Here is a 12,452-nt window from a genome sequence, read left to right as displayed (position 1 = left end):
GTCACCGGTGTTTGCCTAATAAGTTGAAGTTAATCAAGCTTTGGTCCGCGTCAATCAGATTAAAATAAATCCTCCGCCGTAATGCCTGTCCAGTAAATGACTAATCAGTTTCACCGTGTCCAGGCTTTTGACCGCTTGTACCTCAGCCATAGTCAACTTCCTCTTTTCGATTAAAACGCAGTTTTGAGAACTTCAGCACAGTGCAAAGTAAGCGTAACAGCAACCACACCTTGCAGTGTGGCTGCTGTTCAGTAAGGCAGAAGTTGTTGTAATTGCTCATGGGTATTGGCTTTGGGCAACTCTGTTAGCAACCGGCATAAGTAATCATAGGGTTCCAGACCGTTGATTTTGGCGGTTTCAACCAGGCTGTACAGTGCCGCACTTGCTTGTGCTCCCGTCTTGGTATTGGCAAATAACCATGCCTTACGTCCAATCACGAACGGTTTGATTGCGCGCTCAGCACGGTTGTTGTCGATATTTAATCTGCCGTCATCCAAGTACCGGATAAGCTTAGGCCACTGATTCAGGCTATACGTTATAGCGGCTCCCAGTAAACCTTCTTTCGTGACGCTCTCGCTTGATTTATCCAGCCAGCTTTTGAATTGCTCCAACAGTGGCTTGGCTAGCGTTTGTCTGGCGTCATATTTCTTATCAGGCGGCACGGTTTTTAATTTACTCTCCAGTGCATAAAGTTTCTGGATATGGTTAAGGGCCACATCCGCCTTACCCGTTTTGCCTTTGCCCTGCGCTTTTTGTGCTTCAACGAACTTACGTCTGGCATGTGCCCAGCAGCCGACTAAGGTTGCGTGGGTTTTCTCATATCCGGCATAACCATCAACCTGCAGGTAACCGCTAAGCCCCGCCAGGAAGTCGGTGGGATGTATACTGCTGCGGCTATCCTGATAATCAAACAGCACCAGCTTGGGGCCGGTACTTTGCTCTAAGCCACAGCCATATACCCACATGTAGCAGGTGCTTTTCTCAACATCCAGCACATTAACCGTGGTTTCATCTGCCCACAGCACCGGCTGCTTTCAGAAGCTCGGCTTTCATTAACGCCAGTAGCGGTTTCAGTTTCTCTGCACAGGTTATCAGCCAGCGGCTCATCGTTTGACGGCTAAGCTCAATACCGGCCTGATTAAACAACTGCTCCTGACGGTACAGCGGCAAGCCATAGTGCATTTTGCTGCTGATGATTTGGGCAAGCAGACTCGGTGTGGCCATGCTTTTCGGGATAACCGCCGGTGGCACATCGGCAATCTTAATGTCCACCTTCATGCCATTGGTCTCACACTGCCGGCAGCTGTATTTGAGCCGCACGTTTCTCAGCACCCGGATTTGTGCTGGCACGAACTCGATTTGCTCACTGACTTCTTCGCCCATTTTATGCAGCGCATGGCCGCAGCAGGCACAGGTTTTATCGTCAATGTCATGGATAACGTCAACGCGCGGCAGCTCAGGGGCAATCCTTGGTCGGCGTGGCTTAGCGGCGGATTTCTCAGCGCTCTCGGTCGTCTGAGTATCTGGCTCTGTCGCTACTGAATCGTCTTCAATCAGCTGCTCGGCCTCATTTAACACCTCGCCTTCACCTTCATAGGTTTCACTGCTGGGGCTGAATTTCTGGTACTTCGTCAGATTGTAACGCTCCAGCAATTGCTGCAGCTTGTCCGACAGCTGCTGGTTAACCCGCTCTAATTTGGCGATGCGTTTATCTTTTTGCGCCAGTTTGCGCTCAAGCTTTTGCGTCTGCTCAAGCAGCATACGCTTAAGCGTTTCGATATCGTCAGGTAAGGATTGAGGTGTCTTTTTCATGGCCGCTATTGTAACGGCCAATCGGGCTAAGTGCTTGGTAAGATTTAGATTGTTTTGGATGCGATCACAAGGATTTATAGCCGATCGGCATATCAGCCCACACTTTGGTAATGCAGTGGCTGATGCGCGGTGATTTTTTGAATATCGACACCTTGCAACAACCAATGCCACTGCTGCTCGCTAATGGCTAACACTTTACCTGGCATTTGCCGTGGCCAGCGAAACTTGTCTTTTTCAAGCCGTTTGTACCACAGGCAAAAGCCGGTGCTATCCCAGTACAGCACTTTTAACCGGGTGCGCTGCTGATTGCAGAACACAAACAGTGCGCCACTAAAAGGCGAGAGCTGCATCTCTTGCTCGACCAGCAACGATAAGCCATTAATGGATTTACGAAAGTCGACTGGCTGTTTATGCAAATAGACCTTGGGCACATCGAGGAACATTTTCATTATCAAAGCGCTCTTAGCAAGGCCGCTAACCACAGGGCATCGGTGCCGGCTGGAAACTGCAATTCCACATCACGCTTACGGAGTAAAATGGATTGATTCAGCTGCAAGCCCTGTGGCGTGAGCTCAACAAAGCCACCGTCATCATCCTGAAACGCCAGCAACTGACGCTTGCGATAACTAAAATACGTAGGAATGATGCCCTGGCGTTTTGCAAATTCAGTTTGGGTGAGACCACTTTGGGCTTGCTCGGCAAACAAGGCCAGCCATTGTTCTTTGGTGCGGTGCATGATGATTACCCTGACAGTTGATAGTGGCAGTCAGGGTAAAGTTGATCAGTTAGGATTGGAATGTGTGGTTGGCGTTACGCTTACAGTGCAAAAAGTGACAGTGCCGGTTTATAAGGCTTTCCAAGTTCCCAAAAGACTAATTTGGGAACTTGGCATTTATGCCGTTTTGCGGTTGGTGTAAAAGCTTGCCGTTGGCGCTAAATCAGCCCACGTTCGGCAAAAGACACTGGCGTTTCACCCACAACGATATGGTCCAGCACTTTTACATCAATTAGCGCCAGCGCATCGGTTAAACGTTTGGTAATGCGCTTATCTGCTTCAGATGGCTCAGCCACACCAGACGGATGGTTATGTGCAAAGATCACAGCGCCAGCGTTATGCTCCAGTACCAGTTTCACTACTTCACGCGGGTAAACCGGTGCAGCGTCAATGGTGCCGTGAAACAGCTCACAAAACTCAATAAGCCGGTGCTGGTTATCCAGCAGGATCACCGCGAAGACTTCACGCCCATGATGCGCCATACGGTATTTCAAATATTCCTTGGTGACATCGGGACTGGTAAAGGCGTCTTTGCGTGCGTACTTCTTGGCAATTAGCGTTGCGGCTTTATCCAGAATTTCCAGTGCAGCAACGGACCATTTAACAACATCGGCAGGGGTAGGTTTTGGTGTCATGGTATATCTCCTTAAAGGCATTTATTTGCTTATGCACATAGGTGATATAGGTCTGAGATTTTTTCGATTTGGCTGCTGGCGCCTATAAGTTAAAAAAAACGCATCAGGCACATGGTCTGGACTAATACGAGGACCTGACCATGAAACTTATCAAATTAAAAACCGTAATGGATTGCACCGGCCTGGCACGATCAACTGTGTATAAATTTATCGCAGAAGGGCGCTTTCCAAAGCCGGTGAAATTAGGTGCCAGAATGGTGGCCTGGGTAGAGAGTGAGATTCAGGAGTGGATCGGAGAAAAATTAAAATTAAGAGATGAGGGGGCTTTGAAGTAATTTGCTTTGAATATTGTCCTTAAGGAATGAGGGAAACTCTCCAAATTAACATGTGTATGTATAAGATACACTGATTAAAAAACCAGACTTACAGTTTTGAGAATTGAGGCTAGTATAACTTAAGTATTAGCTTGTCATCTCAGAAAGATTGTGGCAGTTTTCTGATTTGGAAACTATCTGGATTTTTAAAGTTGCTTAGCTGGTTTTAACTTTAAATGTTAGAACAGTAGCAAAACTCAAGGAACTTAAGGATGACTAGAGCCGTAAGTCGCAAGGCAAAGCAGTATAGTGAACTAACGAAAATACTGCGTGATCCCATTATTCAGCAAGACATTAATACAGCACTTAATACTCCTTTCGAAGTAATTGTACTTGCTACAATGAGTGCTGGTAAGTCTACGCTTATTAACGCCCTACTTGGGCGAGAATTATTACCTAGTAGCAATGAAGCATGTACATCACGAGTCTTTAGAGTAGAAGATGACGACATGATGGATAGCTTCGAAGCACGCCTTGAAGGGGAGGAACATTTCTCAAACTGGCAAGCCGCATCAGTTGAGCTTTTACAGGACATGAATCTTAGTAAGAGTGCGGGTGTAATTGAGTTAAGAGGTGATGTACCAAAAATTGATAATGAAGGGGGGAAATTAGTTATTTATGATACTCCTGGTCCGAACAATTCCAGAGATAGCTCTCACAACGATATCACGTTCAATACCTTACGAGATGGCAACCATGGCTTAATTCTTTATGTATTGAATGCTTCCCAAATAGGGGTTGATGATGACGCTTCTTTCTTAAGAGAGCTGTTAAAAGTAGTTGAGCTTCGTGAGAATCATAAAGACATTATTTTTATACTCAACAAAGCCGATGTGTTGGATGAAGAACAAGGTGAATCACTTACCAAGGCAGTTGAGTTAGTAAAAAGTTACTTAGGTAACATTGGTTTCAAGTCCCCCGCCATCATTCCCATATCAGCTGTTGCTGCGCTTCTTGCAAGGAAAACTCAGCGAAACGAAAAATTGAGTAGGCGAGAAAGGCACATTCTTGAAAGTTTTAACCAATTAGCAAGCATAGACAAAAACCATATGCTTGATGCTGCGTTATTGCCAAAAAATAAGAAGTCACAATTACTGCTGTCTATCAGTCTAAAACCTATCTCTGATCTATCTCCGAGCGAACACAATGAAAGCATTTATGATGCTAAACAGCTCTCCGATATAGAACATTACTCTGGTATTTTTTTAGTTGAAGAATTGATTCAGCAAAAAATGATCACGGATGGAACACCCACAGCGATGGCTAATTTGGTTGAATCGCTTAATAAACATGGTTTAGGAGCATTTGCTGGCTTATTTGACAGTAAAAGTGCGCCAGAAAAATGAACGATAAGCAGGCTTAATACAAAGGAATAAATATATGTACATGCCAGTAGTCAAACTAAGCTATAACCCTTTTACAGTTGAAAGTCAGTTTTGGATAAACGACAAATTACAAGAAGATAGATACTTTAAAGAGCTCTGTAGTAACAAACGCTTACAGCAGTGGATTGATAAAGTTTTCCCAGAATTCTTCAAAGTATTAAATACGCAAGAGATAAAATTCTTTTTTAGTGGTACTGATTTAGATGCGATAGATGTTAAAGATGCCATTGATGCTTTTAATAAAAATAATCCTACTCTTAACATTGTAGCCGAGTATGACACGGTACATCTTGCGGTTGAAGATCGTCTATCAAAACTAAAACAACTTTTTGAAGACGCGCAATCGGGTCCATTTGATGAGTTCCGTAGCCCAGAAATGCATGCAGCTTTTGAAAAAGCGCTTGCGCCAGGTTTTGAAGTGAATGTCTTGGCGACTATGTCTGCTGGAAAATCCACAGTTATAAATGCCATGCTTGGACAAGAGCTGATGCCAGCTAAAAATGAAGCCTGTACTGCTACCATTGCCAAGATCACCGATTATGATGATATGGATCATTTTGAGTTAAGACGATTTGATCATCAGAAAGAATTGATTATTGATTGGGTAACACCAGAGGACTTTAAAGCAACTAGTGAGCTTATTGATCAATGGAATAGCGATCCTAAAACATCAGTTATTGAAATTAAAGGTGATATCCCTGCAATTGATGAGCGAGATGGTGTCCAAATTGTGTTAGTTGACACACCAGGACCTAATAATTCCAGAGATGCTGAGCACAGAGCAACCACCACCAGAGCGATAAGAGATACTCAGCCTTCAATGGTGCTCTATATACTTAATGCAACACAGTTAAGTACAGATGATGATAAAGGTTTGCTAAATCTTATCCGAGATGCTATGCAAGCTGGCGGGCGCGAAGCCCAAGACCGTTTTATCTTTGTTGCAAACAAAATAGACAACTTCGATCCAGAAAAAGGTGAGTCTATTAGCAGAGCAATACAAAACGTAAAAACCTACTTAGCTGAAAATGGAATTACCAATCCGATAGTCATTCCAGCATCTGCAGAGTTAGCAAAACTCGTGCGTATGTCTCGCTACAATGGTACAGAATTCTTATCCAGAAAACAGAAAAGCAGCTTATCGGGTTTTGTTGATTTATTTGTACAAGAACCAGAAATGGATTTAGTGGAGCATGCTAAATCAGAATTGGATAGAGTTACCTACCATAACCTTAGAGATAAGGTGAGTGCGTTTAAAGCTCAAAAAGATGATTTACAGGTAGCTGAAATACTGAGTGGTATTCCAATTATTGAATCATTACTCGATAACTACATAGCTAAACATGCCATTCCATCTAGGATAAAGGATGCTGTGGATACCTTTAAATCAGTAGAGTCACGTAGTAAAGCAATCGAAACATTGAATGAAGTGATCTCCTCTTCTGATGCGGAGCTACAAAATGTCACTCAGGCGATCGAAGCTTTCACTAAAAGCGCTGAACGTATAGAGCAAGCAAGCTTATTCCGTGAAAAATTAATGAGTTTGCCTTTTACGATTTCTAAAGAAGCAAAAGCTTCTCAACTGGCAATAGATAGGAAGATATCTGATTTAAAAGATCAGTTGCAGGAAACTTTCACTGATGAGCTTACACCCCAACAAGCTGAGAGCATCCTTGAAGACGGACTTAACCAGCTTAACGATTTGGCATCAGAAATTGAGGATGTATTATCAAGGGATTGCGAAACAGAATTGATGCAGTCTCTTGAAAATCTGAGAAATGAATATCAGAAATCAGTAGCAGATGTACTCGATAAAGCTTTCCCGAGTGATTCTGAATTTTCATTAGCAAGCTTGTTCCAAGCAAGTACCTTGGAGATGGCTGACTCTAAAACAATGCTTCAGTCAGCATCCTATAGTAAAAAAATATCTGTATGGGTTGGTACTGAAAGACATGGTTTTTTATGGTTAAAAAAGAGAGATGTATATCAAACTAAGCAGGTCGAAATGGTTGACCTTTCGGAGACTGCCAACGATATGCTTAGGAATCTTGTTGAATTAAAAAGAGCAAACTTTATCAAGTTTGAGGAAACAGTAAGAAAAAATTTCCAAGAAGCGAAAAACTGTATTATTTCGCAAATGGACGAGATTGATCATCGATTAAGTAGCGCTATTGAGCAACTTCAATTAGCTCAGAGAGATCAAAAAGAAAAGGAAATTCAGCTTAAGTCGAATAAAGAAAAACTTGATTGGTATATTCGTTTCAACAATAACTTACAATCAATATTGGTTTTATAACAAGGAGGTTGCCGTGGTTTCTCAGAAATTCAAAACCGTTGTGCAAGATTTAGATGTTGCCAAAATTCAATCTCATATTCTTGTCGACATTAATTTGGACCGCAACAGAGAAAGCTTTCTTTTAGCAGAGTATGCAGCATATGCGGATTCAGTCCTAGCTAGCAATGGATTAAGTTTGTTTAATGAGGATAACAAAGACTCTCGCTTTATTAGTGATTCTAACTCATGGGATAAAAAACTTTGGACTGATCTACGTATTGAGCTTGAGTACAATTTTTCTAGAAAAAGGTTTAATAACATAGTCACCGTAATGAAACATTTACGTGAAAGTGGCCATCCAGATTTTCAGCCAAGAATAAAACCCCCTAAAAGTGCTGCTAGCAGTAAAAACCACTCTGCAGATTCAAGTGATAGCCAAAGCTCGTCAAATTACAACCGTAATAACTTTGGGTTGGGTGCCTTGGGTGGTGGTTTGGCAGGTGGTGTTTTAGGCAAGATGGTCGGCGTCACTTTTGGCGGTGTTGTATTAGGTGTAGCGGTTGGTTTAGCTGCAGTATATTACTTAAATCAAAGGAATGATGAATGAAAAACGAGTTAGCGGTTCAACAGGATGAGCTTAATAATCTATTCGCTGAATTTGACGATGTCGTTTTAAAAAACGCGCTAACCCAGCTTAATTTTTTAGATATTTTACCCATTCAGACAAACCTTAACCAAGTTTTACATGATATTCGCGTCCGGAAATTGACGAAAATTGTGTATAACAAAGAAGAGGATAACTTAGATAAGTTTACCAGTGTGTTCTCAACGCTGCATAGCTCAAAAAGCTCTGTAATTTTAATCGTAAAAGGCTTCAAGTCGCACGTTGATATTTATATTGCGATGAAAAAGCAAGAATCTTTAAACGCCTCATCAGGTTTTGAAGCCGTTGAAACCTTAGATGCTGCTATGGCCGGTAATTTTCCTGGTGTTGATATTTCAACTAATCTTGTTAATAAAGAGATATATCAACTACTTGAGCCGCTTCAAGGAACTTCAGTAAATGCCATTGCTGCAGTATCTGGCGTACCTTCATTAAAAGAAGGCAGTAAGGAGCTTTTTTCGCAGGGTTTAGAAAAGCTAATTGATGGTCTGCGTGGTCGTGAGTACACGGTCTTGATTAATGCCACTCCAGTAAGTCTCTCACAGTTAAGCCATGTTGAATTGGCTTATCAGAAAATACACACAACGTTGTCTGTATTTGAGCAACAGCAGATCTCTTATTCTGAAAATGAAAGCTTGGCGGTCGGTCAAAGTCTAACAGAAGGGATAACTAAGACCTTAACAAATACAATTAGTGATACGCAAACCTTGACTTCAGGGACCTCTAAAACTGAGACAACTTCACAGAGCAGTACAAAATCTGATATTGATATTAAGCGTGCAATCTCTGGTGCTATTAGTGGTGCAGCCGCAGGTGCTATTGGTGCGGGCTCTGTTAGTGGTGGTTTAACAGCGCCAGCTGGCGCTTTAGTCGGTGGGATCACTGGTTTAGGCATGGGGCTGTTTGGTGCATCTAAGACTAGCTCTACCTCGGAGAGTTTTGGAACTAATGAGAGCAAGTCTGTAGCAAAAAGTACCTCAGAATCAAACTCTGAGGCTGCAAGTTCCAGTACGACTCGGTCAGATACAGCTACAAAAGGAAATGCCAAGTCACTTCAATTTACAGAGAAAAACCGAACCATTACCAGCTTACTCTCGCAAATCGACGCACAATTAGAGCGTTTAGAAGAATGTAAAAGCTACGGCATGTGGAACTGGGGGGCCTATTTTTTAGGTGGGCGGGAGTTAGATGTTAAGTTAGGCGCTGAATTATATTCAGGTATTCTCCGTGGGGAATCGTCAGGCTTAGAGCGAAATGTTATCAATGTTTGGAGCAGAGCATTTCAGCCTCAACAATTTGACGTTTTGCAGATGTACTTATCACAGTTAAATCATCCCCAATTTTTGATGCCAACAGGCTACACAACAGATTTAATGGCATCAACATCATTGGTAAGTACCAAAGAGATGGCATTGGCTATGGGGTTCCCAAGGCAGTCTTTACCTGGTATCCCTGTGATAGAGGCAGCGAACTTTGCTAGATCAGTGCTGCGTATTGATAACAATCCGTCTCATTCCATAAATATTGGTAAGGTCTCGAATTTAGGCTCTGTAGATAAAGCGCAGAATGTAAACTTAGACATCCGTTCGCTAACATCCCACATATTTGTAACTGGCAGTACTGGAGCAGGAAAATCCAATGCTATTTACGCTATCTTGCATAAGTTGCATAAAGATGAAGGCATCCCATTCCTCATAGTTGAACCTGCAAAAGGTGAGTATAAAGCTATTTTTGGTGGCGACGAGTCTGTAAGTGTATTTGGTACTAACCCCAAGTTCACGCCGTTAATCAAATTGAACCCATTTTCATTCCCGGATGGGATTCATGTGATGGAGCATATCGATCGTTTGATCGAAATTTTAAATGCAGTATGGCCAATGTACGCCGCAATGCCAGCAATATTAAAAGAGGCTGTAGAGTTAACATATGAAAGAGCAGGCTGGGATTTACTAAATTCAGAATGCAGCTCTGAGCAAATTTCTTACCCCGACTTCCATGATCTTTTGGCAGTTCTGCCAGAAATAATTAACAAGTCAGATTATTCTCAAGAGATGAAAGGGAATTATTCAGGCGCGCTGATAACCAGAGTTAAATCTTTAACTAATGGATATTACAGCACTATCTTTCAAAAAGATGAAATTTCGCCTGAGATTATTTTTGATCAATCGTGCATTATCGATTTGTCACGCGTTGGCTCTTCAGAAACGAAGTCATTATTAATGGGCATTTTGTTTTTGAAGTTGAACCAGCACAGAATGGCAAATGCCACTTCCCACAATGCAGGCTTAAAGCACATAACGGTACTTGAGGAAGCACACAATTTATTCCGACGTACTTCAACTGAGCAAGGCCAAGAGACCGCTAACTTGCAAGGCAAATCTGTAGAGATGATTGCAAATGCTCTAGCGGAGATGCGCACTTATGGTGAAGGCTTTATTATTGCTGATCAGGCTCCAGGGTTATTAGACCAAGCTGTTATACGTAATACAAATACGAAGATAATCTTACGATTACCTGATTTTGACGATCGTAACTTGGTAGGTAAAGCTGCAAGGTTAAATGAAGATCAAATAGAAGAGCTTGCGCGTTTGCAAACAGGCTGTGCAGCGGTATTTCAAAATAACTGGGTAGAGCCAGTACTTTGCCAGTTCGATGAGTTCAACGAAGAGTTGATAAAGCCATTTACATATTCAGCGCCTAAAGAAAAACTTGTTGATCATCGTAAACTAGCATTAGTAAATTCGATAAAAGAAATACTAAAGCAGAGCAGTGACTTGTCAAATTTTGAACCTTTTAATAACGATCCTAGCAGTAAAAAAGTTAGTCATTTACATCAGCGCTTAATTGAAAAATTAAATATCAATACGTTACTTGACCAAGTTCCAATGTCGCAAAATATTGATATATGGATTAACTGGCTTTCAGATGCCATTTTTAGTGTTGTTCAAAAGAACCTACTAACCATACGGGAGCAAAACGAATTGGTAGCCTTAGTGCTAGAAGTTCTTGCTGTCGAGTCACCTAATAATAAACCGTACTTTGACGCTAAGGTTTCTGAACTGAGACATGCTTCTAAGGAGCTGATATGAATCCTTACTTTTTTAAAGAGGTTAGCACGCCATTAAAGTCTATGGGTGAGAAAACACCTGATTTTTCAAAAGGTTATAATCAAAGTGAAACTTTAAGTACATTCAAAAATAGTGATTTTTCTTCACGAAAGGGTGTTGATGGAAATGCATTTTTTGATAATAAGTCTGAGCCTACATTTTTGGATAATAAGCAAGCAGCATTCAAAGAGCAGACTACAGAATCACAGCATTTACCAGTTAACAACGGAGAGTGGCAGGGGGGCAGAGGGAATTCAGACTGGATTCCAGATGATAATTTCGCACCTAAAAAAAATAATAGTGACGAATTAACATGGGCGCAGATTAAAGACAAGTACAATTTTGATTCTATTAACTTCAAAGAAGGTGAGCCTGACTTTTCTGAGGTGTCACAGGAGTCTGTAGAAATTGAGGATTTTACTGAGGCACGTAACGGTAATTTTGCTCAAGCAGATGAAGCGTGTGCGAAAAAATGGTCGGATGAACAGAAAGACGGAAAAACTTGGACTCCCGACGAAGTAAAAGAATACAGAAAAGAAAATGAGCTTACATGGCATGAGCGTTCTGATATGAAAACAATGGATCTAGTGCCATCGGTTGTTCACAACAATATTCCTCATTCAGGCGGTATTTCAGCGATAAAAGGGGTTGCATAACCATGGACAAAAAGTTTTGTGAAGACCCAGTATTTGGACTTATGACATTCAATCACTCATGGGAAAAAACGGAATCGATATATTGGTGGGGGGGCGCTGAACGGTCTGTAAATATTGTTGCTTTCGCTTATACAGGGGACCAAATTAGTAGTATTCAGAGAGATGCTTACGAAGACTACAGGCTAAATGTTGTTTCAGTAATAGATAATAACCTTAGTCTTTTACTTCAGTACCTTTCAGAAAATTTTGATTCAAAAATAAGCTCTAAAGGTATATTTGAAAAAATCACCCCAAGATCTGTTGTTTTTCAGAAGGATGGTACTTGGGGGATATTGTTCGACTGTATTTTTGATGCCGAGAATGGCATAAGTTTATACAAAAACACTAATAATAAGTGGAGTGTTGGTTTGCAAGATGACTTTTTATGATTAAGTGATTTACAGTTTTTTTTGAGACCTTTACTTTACAGACCCTACCAGTAGAGTCATTTCTACTGGTAGAAAGTTTTCCTGATTATCAAAACGCATGCCGCTTAACTTCATCCAAATTCGCCACCATAATTTGCTGCGCCTCCGGGCGCGCTTCTATTTTGGCCAAATCCAGATTTAACGCCTGCACGGCATAAGGCACTAGTGCAGAGCGCACGGAGAACACCCGCTTGCCGTGTTGCATATTGTAATCTTCGGCAATAATGGCTTTTTGATAATCAGTTAAGCGGGAATCGGGCACCAGCACGATATCAATAGTGGTGTTCCAGCGTGCATCCTGC

General features: G+C 41.8%; 12 protein-coding genes and 1 pseudogene. 8 read left to right on the top strand and 5 right to left on the bottom strand.

Annotated elements, in window-relative coordinates:
• Nucleotides 1-248 precede the first annotated feature (248 nt).
• From tnpC to tnpA, 3 genes and pseudogenes are all read right to left on the bottom strand, one after another.
• Nucleotides 249-1,812 (bottom strand): annotated as a pseudogene (gene tnpC / locus AJE_RS06685) (IS66 family transposase).
• 92 nt (nucleotides 1,813-1,904) lie between these two features.
• Nucleotides 1,905-2,261 (bottom strand): IS66 family insertion sequence element accessory protein TnpB, encoded by a 357-nt coding sequence (gene tnpB / locus AJE_RS06680; RefSeq protein ID WP_008609957.1) that lies wholly within the window; start codon nucleotides 2,259-2,261, stop codon nucleotides 1,905-1,907.
• A 2-nt stretch (nucleotides 2,262-2,263) separates the two neighbouring features.
• Nucleotides 2,264-2,548: an IS66 family insertion sequence element accessory protein TnpA gene (gene tnpA / locus AJE_RS06675; RefSeq protein WP_008609959.1), complete on the bottom strand. Its 285-nt coding sequence runs from the start codon at nucleotides 2,546-2,548 to the stop codon at nucleotides 2,264-2,266.
• Here tnpA and AJE_RS06670 point away from each other — a divergent pair.
• Nucleotides 2,547-2,729: a hypothetical protein gene (locus AJE_RS06670; RefSeq protein WP_008950201.1), complete on the top strand. Its 183-nt coding sequence runs from the start codon at nucleotides 2,547-2,549 to the stop codon at nucleotides 2,727-2,729. The two genes, tnpA and AJE_RS06670, sit on opposite strands and share 2 nt — an antisense overlap.
• Before the next feature lie 16 nt (nucleotides 2,730-2,745).
• Here the strand turns inward: AJE_RS06670 and radC are convergent, their stop codons facing one another.
• On the bottom strand, nucleotides 2,746-3,222 hold the full coding sequence (radC, locus tag AJE_RS06665; protein ID WP_008950200.1) for a RadC family protein: 477 nt from the start codon (nucleotides 3,220-3,222) through the stop codon (nucleotides 2,746-2,748).
• A gap of 140 nt (nucleotides 3,223-3,362) precedes the next feature.
• Here radC and AJE_RS06660 point away from each other — a divergent pair, with 140 nt between their 5' ends.
• From AJE_RS06660 to AJE_RS06630, 7 genes are all read left to right on the top strand, one after another.
• The gene (locus AJE_RS06660) at nucleotides 3,363-3,557 is read left to right on the top strand and encodes an AlpA family transcriptional regulator (RefSeq protein WP_008950199.1); all 195 of its coding nucleotides are present in this window, start codon (nucleotides 3,363-3,365) and stop codon (nucleotides 3,555-3,557) included.
• 251 nt (nucleotides 3,558-3,808) lie between these two features.
• Complete coding sequence (locus tag AJE_RS06655) at nucleotides 3,809-4,942, top strand: dynamin family protein (RefSeq protein ID WP_008950198.1); 1,134 nt, start codon at nucleotides 3,809-3,811, stop codon at nucleotides 4,940-4,942.
• Nucleotides 4,943-4,976: 34 nt separating this feature from the next.
• Nucleotides 4,977-7,277 carry a dynamin family protein gene (locus tag AJE_RS17940; RefSeq protein ID WP_008950197.1) on the top strand — a complete coding sequence of 767 codons (2,301 nt, stop codon included), beginning with the start codon at nucleotides 4,977-4,979 and terminating at the stop codon, nucleotides 7,275-7,277.
• A 13-nt stretch (nucleotides 7,278-7,290) separates the two neighbouring features.
• Complete coding sequence (locus tag AJE_RS06645; RefSeq protein ID WP_008950196.1) at nucleotides 7,291-7,863, top strand: hypothetical protein; 573 nt, start codon at nucleotides 7,291-7,293, stop codon at nucleotides 7,861-7,863.
• A complete protein-coding gene (locus AJE_RS06640) occupies nucleotides 7,860-11,009 on the top strand; it encodes a helicase HerA domain-containing protein (RefSeq protein WP_008950195.1) in 3,150 nt (1,049 codons plus the stop codon). The genes AJE_RS06645 and AJE_RS06640 overlap by 4 nt, the downstream gene beginning before the upstream one ends.
• A complete protein-coding gene (locus AJE_RS06635) occupies nucleotides 11,006-11,683 on the top strand; it encodes an HNH endonuclease (RefSeq protein WP_008950194.1) in 678 nt (225 codons plus the stop codon). The genes AJE_RS06640 and AJE_RS06635 overlap by 4 nt, the downstream gene beginning before the upstream one ends.
• A gap of 2 nt (nucleotides 11,684-11,685) precedes the next feature.
• On the top strand, nucleotides 11,686-12,111 hold the full coding sequence (locus AJE_RS06630) for a hypothetical protein (protein ID WP_008950193.1): 426 nt from the start codon (nucleotides 11,686-11,688) through the stop codon (nucleotides 12,109-12,111).
• An 88-nt stretch (nucleotides 12,112-12,199) separates the two neighbouring features.
• Here AJE_RS06630 and AJE_RS06625 read toward each other — a convergent pair.
• The coding region (locus AJE_RS06625) for a BrxR family transcriptional regulator (RefSeq protein WP_008950192.1) at nucleotides 12,200-12,452 on the bottom strand (253 nt) is incomplete at its 5' end.

Source organism: Alishewanella jeotgali KCTC 22429, assembly GCF_000245735.1.
In the GTDB taxonomy this organism is placed as follows: Bacteria; Pseudomonadota; Gammaproteobacteria; order Enterobacterales; family Alteromonadaceae; genus Alishewanella; species Alishewanella jeotgali.
This window is presented reverse-complemented; position numbering and strand designations above follow the sequence as displayed.